The following is an 18,154-nucleotide window of genomic DNA, read 5'->3' as shown; positions in this document are numbered from 1 at the left end:
ACATGGGAAACAGGAGTGCACTTGCTTCGAACTGTGTGTGGCGTACCACACACCGTTCAATTCGACGCCTAAGGTCTGACTCGGTCCGCCCATCAGGGGCAGCTGAGTGGAGGGATTCGAAGATGAAGTTCGAGAAGATCACCGCTGCCGTTTTCCTGGCCGTCTCGGCCTTGGGCATCAGCGCGGCGACCGCCCATGCGGAACCGGCCGGGACGGAGCGGCCGACCGCGGAGGTCACGACCTCCGGTGTCGATCACGGGATCGACTACCAGATCACCGTTTCGCCACTCGACCGAATCGTTACCGCCACCGTCGAGAACGGCAGGTTCGAGGTCGCGCAGAACGGTGCGGTGGTGCTCGAGTCCGGTGACGGAGCAGTGGTGACCGAAGTGCCGCAACGGTTCGCGCTCGACGGCCGTTCGATCGCGGCCGCGCAGCACATCGGTGCGGACGGCCGCACCCTGACGCTGACCCCGACGGCGGAAGATATCGCGCAACTGGAGGACATCAGCTCCTACGACCGGCTCGAGGAGCAGATCAACAAGAACCTGCCCGGCGTCGTCACCGGCGCCATCGTAGGCGGTCTCCTCGGGGCGTGTGTGATTCTGGTATGGGGTGTCAGCATCCCCGTGGGTGCGTTGATCGGTGCAACCGTCGGCGGCTACGCCATGGGCGGCCCGGAGTTCCTCGACGCCGTACAGGCGTTCGTCGCCAACCAGGGCAGGTGAGAGAGCTTTGACGGTGCTTCGGCGGAGTACGTCCGGGGCGGGTGCTGGCTACGGCGGCGTGAAGCCGTCCGGCCACTGTGTAGTGAGGTCATAGGTGATGCGGGTGAGGTTCGCGCCCCTGAGATCCGCGCCGGTGAGATCGGCCCCGATGAGTTTCGCGCCAGTGAGGTTCGCAGCACCGATGTAGGTATCGACCAGGCTCGCGCCGGTGAGGTCGGCATCGGTGAGATTCGCGTACGGGATAAAGGCGCCGGTGAGGTTCACCGTTCTGAGGTTCGCGCGGGTGAAGTCCGCGTGGGAGAGCATCACGTCGGAGAAGTCGCCCTCCGCCAGGCAGGTCAGGCGTAGGTCCAGCTCGTCGGCGAGGGGTTCGGGACCGAGGACGCGACGTGTGATGACAGTCAGTACAGCCGAGACCCCCGACGCCCCGATCAGGATCCGGTTACTCACTCGGTTCCGCCGTCTCGAGCTACCTCTGGCTACTACTGTCCGAACCCGACGACAATCCAGACCGGCGATCGATGGATATCAGGGCGGGATCCGGCGCGGAAACGAGAGTGTTACCGGATGGTCGCCTCCTGTGCGATCCGCGCCAGTCGTTCCCAGGCGGGCGAGGTGATTCCGACTGATTCGTTCACCAGGCGGATCAATTTCGGGTCCAGTCTCGGGGTTGTCCGGCCCGCTCCGGTGCGTCTGCCGGTCAACCATCGTCGGGTGCGGTCGGCGAGGTCCACCAGGCGCGGGTCGTCGGGAGACCAGTCGAATGCGGCGTCATAGTCGAGATAGATCGCCTGGAATTGGGGGTCGTCGATGGCGTCGAGTTTGTCGGTGACCCAGGCCGACGCCTGTTCCGGGGCGGCCGATCGCATCAGAATCCAGATGTCGCGCTCCATCCGGACTGCCCGGTCGCTGACCCCGAGTTGCTGCAGGCGGTCGAGGTACTCGGCGACTTCGGTGGACACGAACAGGCGGTGGCCGGAGCCCAATTCGGCGATCTGCTCGCGGGTCCGGCGGATCTCCTCAGCGCGTTCAGCGAGTGTGCGGTCGATCTGGGCGATCGCTGCCGCGAACTCGTCGGAGTTCGCGGTGAGCAGTTCCTTGACACGTGCCAAGGGCACACCGGCTTGCGCCAGTGTCTTTATCCTGACCAGATTGATGGCGTCTTCGGCGCGGTAGCGGCGATAGCCGGAGGAGTCGCGCGCCGGTTCGGGAAGCAGACCGCGCTCGTGGTAGACGCGCACGGCCTTGATCGTCACGCCCGCATACCGTGCGAGCTGTCCGATCGTGATCATGCGCGTCTCCCTTCGGTGATGTGTCATCCGCCCGTGGTCGTCATCGCGCCCGGGCGAACAACCGACCGGCGAGGTCGATTCCGGTCACGGCGCCGGATTCGTCACGGGTGAAGAACCCGCGTTGTCCTTGCAGACCGCCCTCGGTGACGATGTACTCGTCCGCCGCGCCGGGCAGCAGGCCGAGGGTAGCCGGTGGCAGGTCGGGCGGAAGTTCGGTGTCTCCGGCGGCCCGGACCTCCGGTTTGATCGCGCATCCGATCGTCATCCCGGCCCCGTCGGTGTCGAGCGTGAGCCGCATCATCTCGTTCTCGTAATACCCGACGATCTCCGCTGCCCGCGCCTCGTCGTAGGGCATCGGTTCCGGGTCACGTTCGACCACACCGAGGTAGTGCTCGAGCACCCGATTCACCACGGCGCGGTTGAAGGCGAGGCCTGCGTCCGGGCCCGCGTTCGACGTCACGGCGACGGCGAAATTCCGCTCCGGCACGATGAGCAGGTCCGCGAACTGGCCATTGCCCGATCCGCCGTGTCCGATGGTCGCGACACCGTCCACCTCGCGCAGGAACCAACAGATGCCGAAGGCGTCACCCAGTGTGCTCCCGCGTAGTTCCACCGTCGGCTGCCGCATCCGGTGCAGCAGTTCGGTGGGCAGGAGGCGTTCACCGCCGTCGGTCCGGCCGTCGCCGAGATGAAACCGCGCCCAGCGCAGCAGGTCACTCACCGACGTCGCCACGCCGCCGCCGGGGTTGTTGGAGCGGTTGTCCTTCCACTGCCGGGCAACCTCGAGCACACCGTCGGCATCGACGTTGTGTCCCACCGCGAACCGCCGGGTCATGACGTCGTTGACCGCGTAGCGGCTGTGTGCCAGTCCGAGCGGTTCGAACAACAGTGACGCGACGGCCCTTTCGAAGGTCGATCCGGTGACGTGCTCGATGATCCGGCCGGCCAGATTGAATCCCGCCTGGCTGTAGGAGGCCCGCGCTCCCGGTGCCGCGATCAGCGGCGATTCGGCGAGTGTCACCGCGTGCCGCGCCAAGGCGTCGTCTCCTTCACCGGGGTCGACGCCGAGCTTCCACTCCAGCCCAGCCGTGTGGTTGAGCAGCCGTAACACGGTGATTTCGTCCGCCGCCGCATCGGTGCGGACGAATTCCGGAACGTACCGACGCACCGGCGCGTCCAACTCCACCCGGCCCTCGGCGACCAGCCGCATGAGCGCGGTCGCGGTGAAGGTCTTGCTCACGGATCCGACTACGAACATCGTGTCCCGGTCCACCGGAAGCGGATTGTCCACGCTCGTCACCCCAAGGCATGCGAAATCTTCTCGACCACCGGCCAACACCCCGACGGCCACACCCGGCACACCCAACTTCTCAGCCGAGGCCGCTACAAAGTCCGACAATTCCTGTGCTGTCTCGTTCATGCCACCATGCTCGAACCCTGCCCCAGGGGCAAGGTCAAGTCGGCGGCCAGAAGTCGAAGGCTCGGGCTGGTCCAGCCGGCCCAGGCTTGACCCTCACATCGCGTGAGGCTGGAGGGTGGAGCGCATGAGTGACTACTACAACGCGTTCGAGATGAGTCCCGTGCCCGATCCCGGCCCGGATGCGGTCGCGCCGGAGCTGTTCCGTGGCATCTATGGAATGCCCGCGTTCGTGACGATCCCCACGAGCGATTCGGCGGCGTCGGTGGATTTCTGGACTCGTGGGCTCGGATTCTTCGAGCTGTTCAGTATCCCCGGCAGGGTTGTGCATCTGCGCCGGTGGGCTTTTCAGGACGTACTCCTCGTCCCGGCGGGGAGCGTTCCGGAGCAGGCACCGGCAATGAGCTTCAGTTTCGCCTGCGTGCTCAGCCAGGTCGATTCGCTGGTCGAGGCCTGTCGCGCGTTGCGCCCGAACTCGGTCGACGGCCCACGGGATACGCCCTGGAACACCCGCGATGTGGAGGTGATCACCCCAGAGAACGCACGGATCGTTTTCACTGCGGCGAAGCCCTTCGATCCGGCCAGTGAGGAGGCGCGGAACCTCGCGGCCGTCGGGATCACCCCACCGGGCGTCGGTCGTGGCGACAATGGTGAGCATGCCTGATGCCCCTGACGCCGATGGCTTGACCGTCGGTCAGGTCTCGACGCGTCTGGGCGTGACAGTTCGCGCGCTGCATCACTGGGATGGGATCGGTCTGGCGCGACCGTCGCTGCGCACGGTTGCCGGATACCGGCTCTACACCGCTGGTGATCTGGAACGCCTGAACCGCATCGTCGTCTACCGGGAGCTCGGACTCGGCCTGGACGATATCCGGGCCATCTTGGACGGCTCGGCCGCAGACGTGCCCGGCGCACTGCGCGCGCAGCGCACCCAGATCGCCGAACGGATCGACCGCCTCCAGCGGCTCAGCGCCGGTCTGGATCGGATGATCGACGCCCACGATCGCGGGCTGCTGCTGACCGCCGAGCAGCAGGCCGCGATCTTCGGCCCCCAGTGGAACCCGGATTGGCCCGCCCAAGACCGTCAGCGCTACGGAGACACGGAGCAATGGCAGCAGTACGCCGAACGCTCGGCCTCTCGCGGTCCGGAGGAATGGCAGACCATCGCCGACGCCATCGCCGACCTCGACCGCGCCTTCGAGGATGCGATGGACGCGGGCGTCACACCCGGGAGCCCAGAAGCGAATCGACTCGTCGAGTGGCACCGCGAAATATTTTCTGCTTCGTACTTTCCTCTCACCAGGCAGATGCAGGTCTGTCTCGGCCGCAGGTACGAGGCCGATCCGGGATTCGCGGCCCACTACGACGGCATCCGCACCGGCCTCGCCACGTGGTTGCGTCGAATCATCGATGCCAGCGCGCGCGCCCACGGCATCGACCCCGACACCGCGACTTGGCAGTAGAGCGGGGTGAGGAAGCTCGTAGGCATGGTGTTCAGGTCAGCGAACGCCTGTCGGCGACGTCGTACTCGGCCACCGAGGCGGCGCGGATCACAGCATTCTGCGCGTCGGTCGGGCCACTGCCACGGAAGGCGTCGACGGCCGCCCGCGACTCCCATCGCTCGAAGATGATGATGCGACTGGCATCGACCAGGTCCGCCGAGATCGAGAAGTCAAGGCAACCGGCCGCGCGACGAGCCTGTTCAACTACGCCGACACAGTCGGCGAGGTAGGCCTCCCGGTGTTGCGGGTCGACCTCGAGATGCCCTGCGACGATCACCATTCGCTACCCCTTTCCGAGTTCGAATCGGCCGGTCACAAGGTATGACGACCGGACGCGGCAGAACTCATCGGTCGACGCCGCGCAAACTGCTCGACGCGGCGAGCAACCTACCCCTACTGGTCGGAACCTCGCACATACCGAGTTGCGGACGCGCTGCGCCGGCTCAGAGCCCGAATGCCCGACCGACCGAGTCGGTCAGATCAGCCTCGGCCATCGAGGTGTCTATCTCGATAGCAGGCAAGTGCAGGCGTGTGGTCTCGTTGCGAATGCGGTCGGTGAACAACCGGTCGCGATCGAGCAGGTTCTGCGCGGCACCATGCGGGTGACCTGTCATTGGATTCCGGACGAGCTGTAGGCAAGCTGGAGCGCGACGAACTCGCTGAACGATGGCGCACCTTGCAGGCGGAGAACGCTCCATTACGAGTGGTGACAGACGCTGGATTGTCATCCGTGCCCGGAGACTACTTCGATCAATCGCTGCTGGAGCACATACCCGCAACACCGACACCGATGGCTCGGGTGATCGCGGATACCATGGGTGCGCAGCGGTTTCCGGTAGCGGATTATATTTTGCATCTAAGGCTCATGGACATGATCGATGACGGCCGGATCACGGCAGAGGGAGATCCCGAGGTCATGGGAGAATGCCGAATCTCTTCCACACGGCGATGAGCTACAGCGCCGGCCGACCGCGCGAGGCCGTGTACCCGGCCACGAACGGCTACATTCGTGAAATCTGGATGGCACCCGGCCCGCATCCCAACGATTATCCGTTCTGTCTGCCCGCGGTAACTTACCTGGCGCAGAATGGAAGCCTGTCCTTGGCGGGTGGCGTGACGTTCCTGGTCGGGGAGAACGGTAGTGGCAAATCGACACTTCTCGAGGCAATCGCTGTTGCTTCCGGTATGAACCCGGAAGGGGGCAGCCAAAATTATCGCTTCAGCACCCGATCCAGCGAATCACCGCTGGGCGAGCATCTCCGGATCAAATGGGGTACCAGCAAGCCGCGGAGCCAGTTCTTTCTGCGTGCCGAGACGTACTACAACGTCGCCACTGAGACCGAACGGCTCGGGCCAGACCAGGTGGCGGCACTCGGCGGGGTGTCGCCGCACCAGCGGTCTCATGGTGAGTCGTTCATTGATCTGATGGTGCATCGCTTTCGCCCCAACGGGCTGTACCTGTTGGACGAGCCCGAGGCCGCGTTATCCCCGCAAGGATGCATGGCTGTATTGAGGCGACTGGCGGAGTTGGTCGAGCAGCGGTGCCAGATCGTCATGGCGACCCATTCGCCGATCTTGTTGGCATTGCCTGGCGCTAGTATTTACGAGATCGCCGAAGACGGCACGACCAGCATCGTCTCCTACGACGATGCCCTTCCAGTTCGGTTGACCAGGGATTTTCTTTCAGACCCAGATCGATATTTGCGCCACTTGATCTGAACGGCGTCAACGCGGCGATTCTGCACCCGGGATCAGCATTCGGAGCCCGGCCCGCTGTTCGCGCCGCTTGAAGGTGTGCTGCTGGGTGTACTTCACTCCAGAGCATCCTGGCGATGCTTGTGGTCCCGCTACTCGTTCACGGTCCGTCGTACAGTCTTTCGTTCGGCAACCGGCGTAAGCCGCTCGTGTCGCCTGGGATTATCTCCACGGAGTCGACGAACCGTCGCCGGTGCTGTTCTTGGAGGAACCACAAGGCGGATGTGAGGCAGGCGGCGAAGTCCAGTCGGTGGCCGTCGATCACCACCGCCAGGCGCACGTCCGGCTGCTCCGGGTGCGGTGACAGTTGCTCTCGGGTGTGGTCGAGGGCGGGTTGGTGCTTGCCCCGCACGGCAGATCGCGTACGCGCGGCTTGCGTGACCCCTCGCTGATGAAGGACTTCGGAATCATATGCGGCAACCCCCGATTTCCGGATTTTGTAAAGCGCCGCTATGTAGGTGGCGCATGTCATGGGCGGGCAATCTTGGTGGTGGTGGTAGGCCGTGCGTGCTGCCTCGTAGCTCTGCATCGGCCAGTGCGGGTTGTTGTGGTCCAACCATGAAAGAGTCCGGGCCAGGACGTTGGTGTCGTAGCACGGCCCGCTCGACTCTGCCTCGACATCGCCATTGGCGACCAATTGTTCGAACACCTCCCACGAAAAGGGCGGCGCGGAGCCGCGACAGCACTTCGGAGTTATGGGTGTATTGCCGCCACGCGTCATGCGGAGCGGTATCGGGTTACGCCGGAACCGGTTCCGCGCGCACCCACGGATCGCGGCGCGGTTCGGTGAGGTCACACAGGCGCTCGATATCGGCGTCGGAGGGGAGTGATCGGCTCGCGGCCGGCTCCAGATAGAGCTTTTCGGCACGGCTGACGCGGTACTCGAGGATCGCCGTGCTCGCGAAGAAACAGATTGCGAGCCATGAGACGACCCCGAAAGCCATGAGCACGGGCACCATCTCGTTACCGGCCATAGCGCGGAGCCGTAGCAGTTTGCGCCGCCACTTCGGACCATGCCCGTACGGCATCGACCACCACGAGGCCGGACGGAAGGAAGTCGCTCCGAGCCGGGACAATCCATTGCCGGATGGAGCCGTTCGGGCTAGGGGAGGGCAGTGCGATGACGGCTCCCTCCCGCGCGATGCTCACGTCCTTGCGGAACATCTCAGCGAACAGCTTGACGTCGTCGTCTTCGATGTCGGGACGGACGAGAAAAGTCCACCGGCCCGAACGCGGATGTCCGACAACGGGTCCGAGTGCGATGCCTGTGCACTGCATGTGCGCTTTCACCGCCTGGCCCAACCTGCTCGGCATCGTCACCGCCCACACCGATCCGGCGCGCATCACGATCCGGCCGAGTTCCGGAGGGTCGATCACGGCATTGAATCCGCAACTCCTGCGATAGAACATGCAGCGGGACCTGGGTGTGTCCCCGAACGCTCCTTCATCCATCGGTGAACCTCAACTCACATCGAAGGTGGTGGGTGCGCCCGGCCCGGCCACCCGTGCTGGGAGGTGAACCGGCGTCGGGAACATGAGCGGAAGATCGCCGTCACCCGCTCACGCCGCCGGGCGCACTCCAAGGAGACACCCAAAACCCGCTTCGGCGCGACGATTTCAACGCAAACGTTCGCAAAAATATGGTGATGTTTTAGTTGTTGCTGCATCCTTGTTCGAGTTGCAACACACTCCGAAAGGTCGAGATGGCAACAGATTCCACAATCGCCCGGCGCATCCTGGGCATGCAGCTGGAGACCCTGCGCGAGCGCGCCGATATCACGAGAGAGGCCGCAGCTGCCGCGATCGCCTCGGCTCGATCAACGATCTGGAAGATGGAGACCGGTCAACCGGTCCGCTTCAACCCGGTCCTGATCGAGCGACTGTGTCAGCTCTACAACGCCACCGAGAAGGAAACCCAGGTCGTCCTAGAACTGGTCAAGGAAACCAAGGGCGCAAAAGGCTGGTGGCAGGCATTTGCCGACGACACGATCCCGAAAGACTTCAACTTGTTCGTTGGTCTGGAAGATGCCGCCGACCGGATCACGTCATATCAGACGGCCGTCTTGCCGGGCTTGCTTCAAACCGAGGACTACCGGCGAGCGCTGATCTGGGCAGAATTCCCCAACAAGCCCGCCGAGGATATCGAACGTATGTTGCAGGTCGGCATGAAACGCCGATCGCGCCTTACCGCCGAGACGAACCCACTCGCCGCGGATATGTTCGTTGACGAGTCCGCCCTCCGGCGCACCGCCGGAAGCGCCTCGGTCATGACTACGCAGCTTCAGCACCTCGCCGAGGTCGGCCAACTGCCGAACGTCTCGTTACGTGTCGTGCCAGCATCGGCTGGCATCCACCGCGCGCTCTTGGTCGGCCCATTCGTCTTGCTGGAGTTCCCACGTCACTCCACCGCAGATCTGACCATGCCTCCGGTGGTCTATATCCAAGGCTTCCTTGGTGACCTGTACCTTGAGAAACCAGACGAGGTGCGGCAGTACCGTCAAGCCTCCGCCGAGCTGGACCGCCTGGCACTGGACAACGCCGCTAGCCAGAACCTCGTCCTTCAGGTTGCAAAGGAGTATGAACAGTGAGCGTTGATCTGTCCGGCGCGGTGTGGTTCAAGAGCACCCGTAGCGGCTCAAAGGATTGTGTCGAGGTCGCGCACCTCGAAGGCGGCATGGTCGGCGTCCGCGACTCGAAGAATTCGACCGGCCCCGCGCTGGTGTTCACCCCCGGCGAGTGGGACGCGTTCACCGCTGGCGTGAACGACGGTGAGTTCAACCGCCCGTAGCAGTAAGCGATCACTGCGGCCCGGCCCGCTGTCCTCGGCCGGATCTCGTCCTCCAGATTGCAAAGGAGCATGAACAGTGAACATTGATCTATCCGGGGCGGCGTGGTTCAAGAGCGCACGTAGCGGGACTAAGGATTGTGTCGAGGTCGCGCACCTCGAAGGCGGCATGGTCGGCGTCCGCGACTCGAAGAATCCGAGCGGTCCCGCGCTGGTGTTCACCCCCGGCGAGTGGGACGCGTTCACCGCTGGCGCGAACGACGGCGAGGTCAAGCGGCCGTAGCACTAGCCAATCACTGCGGCCCGGCCCGCTGTCCTGGAAGGGACAGGGACCGGGCCGTTCTCGTTGTAATAGCGCTAGGTGGCGGTGTTTCGACTGTGCCGACCGTCGTCATTCCCAGGTGTTTCGTTCGTGGCTCCATGTCGCTTCATGATCAGCAGCGGGAAGCGAACTGAGGATTCGGCTGTAGCAACGGCTTGCCGCGGCGAGTGCTACGTCGAAGTCGTGGTAGTCGGCAGGGAGGGGACTTTCGCGCGCGGTTGCCGACCACCTGACCGGCCAAGTGGAACCTGGACTTTCGAGGGTCGTGGGCAGTGCGGGGATGTTGCGAAGGGCTTTCTCGCGTTCGAGGGCGGTGACAGTGGAGGAAAGATCGATCGCGAGAAAGCCGCTGATCAACAGGAGATCCACCAGGTCGCGGTAGCGTCCTGACTCCGTACCGACGGCGCCGTGGATCTCATACATCGCGCAGATCTTGTCGGCGATCTGGTCGGCGAGCGGATAGAGCTGGACGGTGGTCTCCTGCGGGAAGTCGGCGGTATCGACCAACCGGGGGATGGGCCGGCGCTCGACTTGCCCGACGAGTTCACGGCGGGCGGAGGAGAGGTCGATCGAGAAAGCGTCGAAGACTTTTCCGCCGAGCAACGCCTCGACACGTACAGCCACTCCCTTGCCGTTGCTCAACTGGACCGGCGGCCCGACTTCGAAAAGGAAGTGGTCGATGGTGTGGTTGCGGCCGGTGTGACGCAGAGCTTCTACTGCCTCTGACATGTTCATGGCTACGAGTAGGTCGATGTCCTTGCTGTAGCGCGCGTCGGGCAGGCGCACCATCATGCCGACTCCGCCTTTGAGGATCCATCCATCAGGGTCCATGTCGAAGACACGCGCCAGGAATCTGGCCATGACGAAGCGGCGGCGCACAAGGTTCAGGCTTTGTTTGTTCGCTTTCGCGTAGTTGTTCAGCCGGGTCGTGATGCTCGTCCGAACGGCCTGGGGTGAACGCGCTGACGAGCTCATCGGTCCGGACTACTCCTCTATTGTGTTGTGCGCCTGAGAGCTTCCAGGATATGTGGATCGATCTTGCTCAGGATTTCGGCTGCCTGCCGCATGGATCTCAGGGTGTCGGGATCGACCTTCCGCAGTTGTGCGGCGGCCTGCAGGGTGGATTCGAACGCGGGATTCGTCAGTTCAGACGCCGCTGCCCTGAGTGCGGACTCGTCCGGCGAGTGGCTGTCCCGGAAGGCGGCGGCTTCTGAGTGGCGCCTCGCGATGTCCGCCATGGCCAGGGTGTTGACCGGTACTCCCGCCTGCACGATGAGCGCTTCGAGGAAGCCGTGCCCGTCCAGCGCTCGATACCCATAGCCGAAGGCATGGGGCGCGAGTACCGCTACGGCATCTTCGGCAGTGGTCAGGTTGCGTGTGAGCGCGTCACGAACAACCGAAGCGAGATGGCCGGAATCGAGACCTGCTGCGGCGAGGTCGCTGATAGTGCGGTTGGGGGTGGTCACCGGTAGCTCATCGACGATCTGCCAGTCATCGCGGGTGATGTGGCCCCGATGGATTTCGATGTCGGGCAGCGACAGCCGGATCCGCCGGGTCGTGGTCAGTTCCACGACGTCAGCGTCCAGATCTCCTAGTTGGTGCAGTTCGGCGGCGGTTCGATGGGATAGCACCCCAGTGGGCACTTCCTGCTCCAAGCGTTGCCACGCGACGAGGTCCGGATTCAGCGCGAACCACGCCACTCGCATCTCCAGATGCTCGTCGTGCGGGACGCGAGCGAGCCGATAGAGGCCATGATGAAGCCGCTCCAGCACACCGGAGTCGCTCAGGCGCTTGAGCTGTTGCGGTGTCACGGATGCGACCTCCCGCGCCTGTCGGCTGGTGACCAGGCCTCTCTGCTCAGCTGCCAGAGAAATCAGCTCAGCGACGTGACTATCTGTAGCCATGTCACGAAAATACCTGGTTCAGGTTACTAATGAAGCACGATATGTAATTTTCACGCCAGTTCTAGAGCATTCGGCGTTGATTCCCTTGCTCCATCCCGAGCGAGGTGTCGGGCGGGTTTCCGGAGGAAAGATCCGGTTCCCCGGAATTCGTTGGGCGCAGTCGCACGTCATCTACCTGCGCAAATGCGGAAAACCTGGGATCGGTAGGGCGCGAATCGTTCCTACCTTTTACTCAACGGCCCCACAGGAGGGCCGGAGAACAGGACCAGGGGCCCCGCCCCTCGAACGACAAGGACACAGACCATGAACGCCACTTCCCTCCGCATCGCCGCCGCCGCTTTCGCCGCCACCGCCGCCGTCGCGGTTCTCACCGGATGCGGTGACAGCAAGGGCAGCTCCCCGGCCGCGCCCGCGCCGTCCTCGGCGCAGCCCGCCCCCGGGGGTAAGTCGGTCGCTTCGGTCGACGGCAAGGCCTTCGACGCCAAGTTCACCACCACCTGCGCGAAGCAGGGCGGCACCCTGGCGCTGGCGCTGACCGACACGGAGAACTCCGCTTACGGCAACCTCTCGGTGAGCGCGACCATCACCGACGCGAACACCGTGCAGGCGGTCGGGATCGCGGGCAGCAAGGGCGGCGACAACGGCCTGCCCTACGCGGTGGGCTTCGGCAACGGCATGCCGGGCGGCTCCGCCACGGTCGTGAAGGACGGCAACACCTACAAGGTCACCGGCGAGGGCGTCGGCACCCCCGACCTGACCAACCCGCTGGCCGCGCCGAAGACCTCGAAGTTCGACATCACCTTCGCCTGCTCGTCCATCGTCGGCGCCTGATCGCCGCATGCCCCCGATCCGCCCCCGTCATCCCGGCCGACCCGCCGGGATGACGGGGCGCGGCGAACCCCGAAACTTCGCACACTCAAAGGAAATGTCATGAAGAAGATCCGTCTGATCGCCCTCGCCCTCGCCGCCGCCGCGATCGGTTACTACGTCTACCACGCCGTCACCTACGTCCCCGCCAGCGAATGGGAGCCCTCCGGAATGGGCTGGCTCGGTTTCGAGATGGCGCTGCCGATCATCGCGCTCACCTTGGTCCCCATGGTCTTCGCGTTCACCGGCGAAGGCATCATGAGCGCGCTGACCGGCCGTAACAGCGCGGAGTTCCGCGACGGGCTCACCGGCCTCGGCACCGTCCGTTCGGTGCGGCAGACCGGCGTCACCGTCAACGACCAACCGCAGGTCCACGTCGAGTTCAGCGTCGAAGGCGCGGACGGCAAGACCTTCCATTCCTCCGCGAAGATGATCGTGCCGTTCACCGAACTGGCGCTGCTGCGCGCCGGTGTGGTGCTGCCGGTGCGCTACCTGCCCGGCCGGACCGACAAGGTCGAGGTGGACCTGTCCGGCGACGCGTCCGCCGCGCAGCGGGCCATGAACGAGTCCCTGATCCGCAAGGGCGTCACCACGCGGCACAAGCTCGACATCGCCGAGCGTGGCATCGCCACCCAGGCGGTGGTGCAGTCGCTGTCGGTCACCGGCGCGATCCGCGACGGTCACTCCGAGGTCGAGCTCGGCCTGGTGGTCACCCGGCCGGACGGGTCGAGTTTCACCACCCGGGTGACGAAGTTCCTCGCACCCGCCAGCGTCGCCCAAGTGCAGGTGGGGCGCATCCTGAGGGCGCACTACCTGCCCGAGAACGAGAGCGAGGTCGTCATCGCCCTGCCGGTCAACGCGTGATGGGCGAGCGGGACGAACTTCGCGCCGGGCCGGCCGGGAACGAGGCAACCGCTCGCAGAGACGAATGCCGCGTCGATTCGAGATCATCGAGTCGGCGCGGCATTCGTTGTTCCCAGGTCTGGCGGTCGCGCAATCTCAGGGGTACGTAATTGGGCGGCTGTTCACTTTGTCGTCCCTTCCGGATTGTCCGCGTGGTCTACCGTGCGGCCATCGGCCCAACCCAGGAGTCACCGTGAGTCTTCAGCCACTCGCCCTTTTCGTTCAGCACGACGGCCAGTCGTCGCGCGCCGCCGTGACCTGTGCATACAAGTGCGCGAACGCGTGCTTCCACGAGGCGCCGAACACCTCCGCGGGCGCCTACTTCGGTGACATCGTCAGCTCGCTGAACCGGCGCGGGCTGATCAAGGGCGGTGCGGCCGCCGTGCTCGCGGTCGGCGCGAGCAGCGTCCTCGCGGCCTGCGGTGACGACAGCGAGCCCGCATCCGTGGCGTCGACCTCGCCCGCGGGCCCGCCGGGAACCGGTGTCGACTTCACCGCCGTGGCGCCGAACAAGGAAGACGCCGTGGTGATCCCGGACGGCTACGAGCAGTCCGTCGTGATCCGCTGGGGCGATCCGCTGTTCCCCGACGCGCCCGCCTTCGACTTCGACAAGCAGACCGCCGCCGCGCAGGCGAAGCAGTTCGGCTACAACAACGACTTCGCCGCTCTGCTGCCGATCGAGGGCCAGGCCAACGGCTATCTGCTCGTGGTCAACCACGAGTACACCACCAGCCCGCACATGTTCCGCGGCTACAACAAGGACGCGCCGACCGACGAGCAGATCGCGGTCACCATGGCCGCCCACGGACTGACCGTGGTCGAGGTGCACGGCGAATCCGGTTCGGGCAAGCTGGTTCCCGCCTTCGGCAAATACAACCGCAGGATCACCGCGACCACCGAGTTCAAGCTGACCGGTCCCGCCGCGGGCAGCGACTTCGTGAAGACTTCGGCCGATCCGACCGGCACCAAGGTGCTCGGCACGTTCGCCAACTGCTCCGGCGGCCTGACCCCGTGGGGCACCGTGCTGTCGGGCGAGGAGAACTTCCACGGCTACTTCGCCAACGCGGACAAGGTGACCGAGCCGGCCGCCGCCGCGCGGCTGAAGCGCTACGGTTTCGCCGCGGGCAAGACCGCCAACCTGTGGGAGCGCGCGGACAAGCGCTTCGATCTGGCGCAGGAACCCAACGAGGCCAACCGATTCGGGTACGTCGTCGAGGTCGACCCGTGGGATCCGAACTCGACGCCGATCAAGCACACCGCCATGGGCCGGGTGAAGCACGAGGCCGCCACCATCTACGTCACGAAGAACGGCGACGTCGTCTCCTACACCGGTGACGACGAGAAGTTCGAGTACATGTACAAGTTCGTGTCCTCGCGCAAGATCCAGCCGGGCACCGGTGCGGCGAGCGTGCGGCACAACCTGACCATCCTGGACGCGGGCACGCTGTACGTCGCGAAGCTCACCGGCGACCACGCGGACAAGATCGACGGCACCGGCGCCGAGCCGTCGGACAAGGGCTTCACCGGCACCGGCAAGTGGATCCCGCTGCTGGAAACCGGTGCGGACGGCAAGGGCAAGTCGCTGGTCGACGGCATGAGCGCGGAAGAGGTGGCGGTGTTCACCCGCCTGGCCGCCGACAAAGTGGGCGCCACCAAGATGGACCGCCCGGAGGACTTCGAGGCCAACCCGTACACCGGCAAGGTGTACGTGGCGCTGACCAACAACGACAACCGCGGTGCGGAGGGCAAGCAGGGGCCGGACGAGGCGAACCCGCGCAAGCTCAACAAGAACGGTCAGATCCTGGAGATCGACGACAACCACACCGGCACCGATTTCACCTGGTCGCTGCTGCTGGTCTGCGGCGATCCCGCGGCGGCGGACACCTACTTCGCCGGTTACGACAAGTCGAAGGTCAGTCCGATCTCCTGCCCGGACAACCTGGCGTTCGACCCGTACGGCAACCTGTGGATCGCCACCGACGGCAACGCCATGAGGTCGAACGACGGCTTGTTCGCCGTGGTGCTCGACGGCCCGAATCGCGGCCAGACCAAACAGTTCCTGACCGTCCCGCGCGGCGCGGAGACCTGCGGCCCGGTGGTCGGCGAGGCACGGGTGATGGTGTGTGTGCAGCACCCCGGCGAGGCCGACGACGCCACGCCCGACAACCCGTTGTCGCACTGGCCCGACGGCGGAACCTCCCAGCCTCGCCCCTCGGTCGTGGCGGTCTGGAAGAAGGCCGGCGGCCGCATCGGCGCCTGAGACCACAGCCGCGGCCACCGGCCCCTGCGACCACGGCCGACCACCATCCGCGGCTCTCCCCACGGGTGGAGCCGCTATCCGACTGGGCGGGTAGCGGCTCCGCTCTCAGCTACTGCCGGTGCCGCTGATGTTGGCGTAGCCGGCGAAATCACCCTGGGCTCCGCTGTAGACGTTGAGGTCGACGCGGCCCGCGATGCCGGGGATGGCTCCGCTGTCGGTGGTCTGCCAAAACGTCCAGGTGGACCAGCCGCCGGGCACCTCGGGTTGGGCGTTGCCGCGATAGTCGGCGATCCACAGCGGGTAATCGGCGAACTCGGCGGTGTCGGCCATCGCGGTACGCCAGAAGTTGGGATAGGTGTAGACGATGGGGACGCGGCCGGTGAGCGTTTCCACGGTGTTCAGGTAGCGGCGGGTCCAGTCGATCAAAGCCGCCGGGCCGAGACCGCCGGAGTCCTCCAAGTCCAGCACGGGCGGCAGGTCGAGCGGTCCGTTCTGTCCGAGCACCACCGCCGCGTACAGCGCGGCCTGCGGTTCGGGCGGCAGGTTGGGGCGGGCGTAGTGGTAGGTGCCCCGAGCCATTCCGGCCGCGCGCATCAGCAGACTGTCGGGCACGAAGTACGGGTTGATGTAGCTGAGCCCCTCGGTGGCCTTGACCATGGCGAAGTTGTGGCCGGCGCGTCTGACCGCGAACCAGTCGATCGGACTACCGCCGGTGTGCTGCCACGAGGAGACATCCGGACCGGTCGGCGCCGCGGTCGCGGGGAGCGTGGCGACGAGGATGCCGGACAGTGCGAACAGCGACAGCGCCGTGCCGCGGCGAGTGGTCGACCTCCAGATACCCATGCCGCACGACGATAGCCATTCGCTCTGGCTGTTACCAGTGTGACGAATGGGGTGTCAGAACTGTTCTGTGGCTTTCACCCCAGCCAATCCAGGACCGACGCCGCCGTCCACGACTGCTGCATGCTGCCGAGCGGTTCACCGGTGAACGGTTCGTAGTACTCGGCGAAGCTGCCGTCGCTGGCCTGCCGCAAGCCCTCGGCGCGCAACATGAACGAGCGCTCGGCCCAGCCCCGCCTGGCGAAGACCCAGGAGAACAGCCAGCTCATCACCGGCCACACCGGGCCGCGCCAGTACTCGCGGGAACGGAAGTCCTTGGACACCGGCGAGGTCGAGGGCGGCAGCGCGTAGCGCAGATCCGGGTGGCCGCAGAAGCGCGGACCCTCGAACACGCGCAGCAAGCTGCGCTCGGTGTCGCGGGGGAGGCCGCCACACAGCAGCGGCGCGAACATCGAGAGCGTCTCGGTGTTGATCCACCGCTGCAATCGCACGTCGAAATCGCGGGCCGCGCCGGTGCGGGCATCGGCCGTCGCGACGACGCCCGCGCGGAAACGGTCGGCCCAGGCGTAGAGATCGCGTACGTCGGCGTGCGGCTGCTTGTACTCCTCGCCGATATTGGCCAGCACCTCGCAGGCCAGCGCGAAGATCCCGGTGACGAACACATCCTCGACGGCGAAGCTCATGGTCGAGGCGAGCTGGTAGTCGTCGTAACCCGCGCGGCGCATCTGCTCCACCAGCCACAGGTAGCGGTCGTACTCGCGGTCGGTGGGCCGCTGGGTCGGATCGGACACCACCAGCACGTCCTCGCGGCGGTAGGGCGGCAGGTCGCCGGGGACCACGTGCTCGTAGGCGCGATCCCAGCGCGGCGAGTTGTCCATCCCGGACTCCCAGCCGTGATACAGCGTGATGCGGCCGGTCTCCTTGGGGTCGCGGGCGTGCGCCAGCCAGCGGTGCCAGCGCACCAGATCCGGCCAGCGCCGGTTGAGGAACTCCTCGGCCACCGACCTGGTACTGCGGCCGTGCCTGCGCGAATGATCCAGGATCCGCTGCACCGCGATGGCGTGCACGGGCGGTTGGGTGATCCCGGAGGTGTCCAGGTCGTCCGGCGCGTTGGCCGCCAGTTTGCGGCACTCCCAGCGGGCCGGGCCGGGAAAATAGCCGTCCACGCCGTTGGCGAAGACGATGTGCGGGATCATGCCGTTCTTCCACTGCGCCGAGAGCAGGGTGTCCAGCTCGATCACCGCCCGCTCCACGCTCAGCGGCGCGAGGCCGACCGCGACGAATGCCGCGTCCCAGCTCCACATGTGCGGGTACAGGCGTGGCGCCGCGCTGGTCATCGTGCCCAGATCGTTGCCGCGCAGCAGGTAGGCAGCACGGGCCGCGAGCTGGGTGGGGGTGAAGCCCGGATGTGCCATCCCCCTATTCTGCGATGTCACCCGCAGATATGCCCGCTCAGCGGTGTCCGTTTCGTCACCGGCCCCTCGGCCCGTGGCCGGTTCGTGTTCGGCGGTTCTCACTTTCGCATGCCCCGTCCGTGATTCGCTGCTCGAGATTGTCCCCTCGATTCGGTGTGCAGCGC

23 protein-coding genes are annotated in these 18,154 nt (G+C 65.5%); 11 read left to right on the top strand and 12 right to left on the bottom strand.

What is annotated here, in order from left to right; genetic code table 11:
• Positions 1-122: 122 nt before the first annotated feature.
• The gene (locus NG1_RS28135) at positions 123-728 is read left to right on the top strand and encodes a DUF8020 domain-containing protein (protein WP_062975765.1); all 606 of its coding nucleotides are present in this window, start codon (positions 123-125) and stop codon (positions 726-728) included.
• A 48-nt stretch (positions 729-776) separates the two neighbouring features.
• On the opposite strand, the gene NG1_RS28130 is transcribed toward NG1_RS28135, so the two are convergent.
• From NG1_RS28130 to NG1_RS28120, 3 genes are all read right to left on the bottom strand, one after another.
• The gene (locus NG1_RS28130; protein ID WP_062975764.1) at positions 777-1,178 is read right to left on the bottom strand and encodes a pentapeptide repeat-containing protein; all 402 of its coding nucleotides are present in this window, start codon (positions 1,176-1,178) and stop codon (positions 777-779) included.
• A 110-nt stretch (positions 1,179-1,288) separates the two neighbouring features.
• The gene (locus NG1_RS28125; RefSeq protein WP_062975762.1) at positions 1,289-2,020 is read right to left on the bottom strand and encodes a MerR family transcriptional regulator; all 732 of its coding nucleotides are present in this window, start codon (positions 2,018-2,020) and stop codon (positions 1,289-1,291) included.
• A gap of 40 nt (positions 2,021-2,060) precedes the next feature.
• A complete protein-coding gene (locus NG1_RS28120; RefSeq protein WP_062975760.1) occupies positions 2,061-3,440 on the bottom strand; it encodes a serine hydrolase domain-containing protein in 1,380 nt (459 codons plus the stop codon).
• Positions 3,441-3,591: 151 nt separating this feature from the next.
• On the opposite strand from NG1_RS28120, the gene NG1_RS28115 reads away from it, so the two are divergent.
• Positions 3,592-4,101, top strand: a complete 510-nt coding sequence (locus NG1_RS28115) for a VOC family protein (protein ID WP_245660094.1) — start codon at positions 3,592-3,594, stop codon at positions 4,099-4,101.
• Complete coding sequence (locus NG1_RS28110; RefSeq protein WP_157114273.1) at positions 4,094-4,900, top strand: MerR family transcriptional regulator; 807 nt, start codon at positions 4,094-4,096, stop codon at positions 4,898-4,900. The genes NG1_RS28115 and NG1_RS28110 overlap by 8 nt, the downstream gene beginning before the upstream one ends.
• 31 nt (positions 4,901-4,931) lie before the next feature.
• Here NG1_RS28110 and NG1_RS28105 read toward each other — a convergent pair whose 3' ends face one another.
• Both NG1_RS28105 and NG1_RS37045 read right to left on the bottom strand, forming a co-directional pair.
• Complete coding sequence (locus NG1_RS28105; RefSeq protein ID WP_062975753.1) at positions 4,932-5,219, bottom strand: putative quinol monooxygenase; 288 nt, start codon at positions 5,217-5,219, stop codon at positions 4,932-4,934.
• Between the two features lie 163 nt (positions 5,220-5,382).
• The gene (locus tag NG1_RS37045; RefSeq protein ID WP_157114272.1) at positions 5,383-5,553 is read right to left on the bottom strand and encodes a hypothetical protein; all 171 of its coding nucleotides are present in this window, start codon (positions 5,551-5,553) and stop codon (positions 5,383-5,385) included.
• Between NG1_RS37045 and NG1_RS39115 the strand changes: the two genes are divergently transcribed.
• On the top strand, positions 5,553-5,891 hold the full coding sequence (locus NG1_RS39115) for a DUF3658 domain-containing protein (RefSeq protein ID WP_168434282.1): 339 nt from the start codon (positions 5,553-5,555) through the stop codon (positions 5,889-5,891). The genes NG1_RS37045 and NG1_RS39115 overlap by 1 nt on opposite strands.
• A complete protein-coding gene (locus NG1_RS28100) occupies positions 5,864-6,658 on the top strand; it encodes an AAA family ATPase (protein WP_245660091.1) in 795 nt (264 codons plus the stop codon). Before NG1_RS39115 ends, NG1_RS28100 begins: the two co-directional genes overlap by 28 nt.
• A 136-nt stretch (positions 6,659-6,794) precedes the next feature.
• Here NG1_RS28100 and NG1_RS28095 read toward each other — a convergent pair whose 3' ends face one another.
• From NG1_RS28095 to NG1_RS28085, 3 genes are all read right to left on the bottom strand, one after another.
• The gene (locus NG1_RS28095) at positions 6,795-7,343 is read right to left on the bottom strand and encodes a hypothetical protein (RefSeq protein ID WP_157114271.1); all 549 of its coding nucleotides are present in this window, start codon (positions 7,341-7,343) and stop codon (positions 6,795-6,797) included.
• An 88-nt stretch (positions 7,344-7,431) separates the two neighbouring features.
• Positions 7,432-7,668, bottom strand: a complete 237-nt coding sequence (locus NG1_RS28090; protein WP_062975749.1) for a hypothetical protein — start codon at positions 7,666-7,668, stop codon at positions 7,432-7,434.
• A complete protein-coding gene (locus tag NG1_RS28085; protein ID WP_245660090.1) occupies positions 7,658-8,071 on the bottom strand; it encodes a DNA-directed RNA polymerase subunit beta in 414 nt (137 codons plus the stop codon). Before NG1_RS28085 ends, NG1_RS28090 begins: the two co-directional genes overlap by 11 nt.
• A 326-nt stretch (positions 8,072-8,397) precedes the next feature.
• Between NG1_RS28085 and NG1_RS28080 the strand changes: the two genes are divergently transcribed.
• The 3 genes from NG1_RS28080 (at position 8,398) to NG1_RS28070 (ending at position 9,762) form a co-directional block, all read left to right on the top strand.
• Positions 8,398-9,282 carry a DUF5753 domain-containing protein gene (locus tag NG1_RS28080; protein WP_063910459.1) on the top strand — a complete coding sequence of 295 codons (885 nt, stop codon included), beginning with the start codon at positions 8,398-8,400 and terminating at the stop codon, positions 9,280-9,282.
• Complete coding sequence (locus tag NG1_RS28075) at positions 9,279-9,482, top strand: DUF397 domain-containing protein (protein ID WP_062975745.1); 204 nt, start codon at positions 9,279-9,281, stop codon at positions 9,480-9,482. Before NG1_RS28080 ends, NG1_RS28075 begins: the two co-directional genes overlap by 4 nt.
• A 76-nt stretch (positions 9,483-9,558) precedes the next feature.
• Positions 9,559-9,762 (top strand): DUF397 domain-containing protein, encoded by a 204-nt coding sequence (locus NG1_RS28070; RefSeq protein ID WP_062975743.1) that lies wholly within the window; start codon positions 9,559-9,561, stop codon positions 9,760-9,762.
• A gap of 108 nt (positions 9,763-9,870) precedes the next feature.
• Here the strand turns inward: NG1_RS28070 and NG1_RS28065 are convergent, their stop codons facing one another.
• Entirely contained in the window at positions 9,871-10,776 is a 906-nt protein-coding gene (locus NG1_RS28065) for a nucleotidyl transferase AbiEii/AbiGii toxin family protein (RefSeq protein WP_062975742.1), read from the bottom strand.
• A 17-nt stretch (positions 10,777-10,793) separates the two neighbouring features.
• Positions 10,794-11,705 (bottom strand): type IV toxin-antitoxin system AbiEi family antitoxin domain-containing protein, encoded by a 912-nt coding sequence (locus NG1_RS28060; RefSeq protein WP_084499249.1) that lies wholly within the window; start codon positions 11,703-11,705, stop codon positions 10,794-10,796.
• Positions 11,706-12,008: 303 nt separating this feature from the next.
• On the opposite strand from NG1_RS28060, the gene NG1_RS28055 reads away from it, so the two are divergent.
• The 3 genes from NG1_RS28055 (at position 12,009) to NG1_RS28045 (ending at position 15,735) form a co-directional block, all read left to right on the top strand.
• Positions 12,009-12,536, top strand: a complete 528-nt coding sequence (locus NG1_RS28055; RefSeq protein WP_062975740.1) for a lipoprotein LpqH — start codon at positions 12,009-12,011, stop codon at positions 12,534-12,536.
• Positions 12,537-12,635: 99 nt separating this feature from the next.
• Positions 12,636-13,436, top strand: a complete 801-nt coding sequence (locus NG1_RS28050; protein WP_062975738.1) for a hypothetical protein — start codon at positions 12,636-12,638, stop codon at positions 13,434-13,436.
• 232 nt (positions 13,437-13,668) lie between these two features.
• The gene (locus NG1_RS28045) at positions 13,669-15,735 is read left to right on the top strand and encodes a PhoX family protein (protein ID WP_062975736.1); all 2,067 of its coding nucleotides are present in this window, start codon (positions 13,669-13,671) and stop codon (positions 15,733-15,735) included.
• Positions 15,736-15,840: 105 nt separating this feature from the next.
• On the opposite strand, the gene NG1_RS28040 is transcribed toward NG1_RS28045, so the two are convergent.
• Together NG1_RS28040 and ggh are read right to left on the bottom strand one after the other, a co-directional pair.
• A complete protein-coding gene (locus tag NG1_RS28040) occupies positions 15,841-16,578 on the bottom strand; it encodes a glycoside hydrolase family 25 protein (RefSeq protein WP_040871128.1) in 738 nt (245 codons plus the stop codon).
• A gap of 74 nt (positions 16,579-16,652) precedes the next feature.
• The gene (gene ggh, locus NG1_RS28035; protein ID WP_040871126.1) at positions 16,653-17,990 is read right to left on the bottom strand and encodes a glucosylglycerate hydrolase; all 1,338 of its coding nucleotides are present in this window, start codon (positions 17,988-17,990) and stop codon (positions 16,653-16,655) included.
• Between the last annotated feature and the right edge of the window lie 164 nt (positions 17,991-18,154).

Source organism: Nocardia gamkensis NBRC 108242 (assembly GCF_001612985.1).
Classification (GTDB): Bacteria; Actinomycetota; Actinomycetes; order Mycobacteriales; family Mycobacteriaceae; genus Nocardia; species Nocardia gamkensis.
Note: the sequence above shows the minus strand (reverse complement) of the source record. Positions and strands in the feature narration are given on the sequence as shown.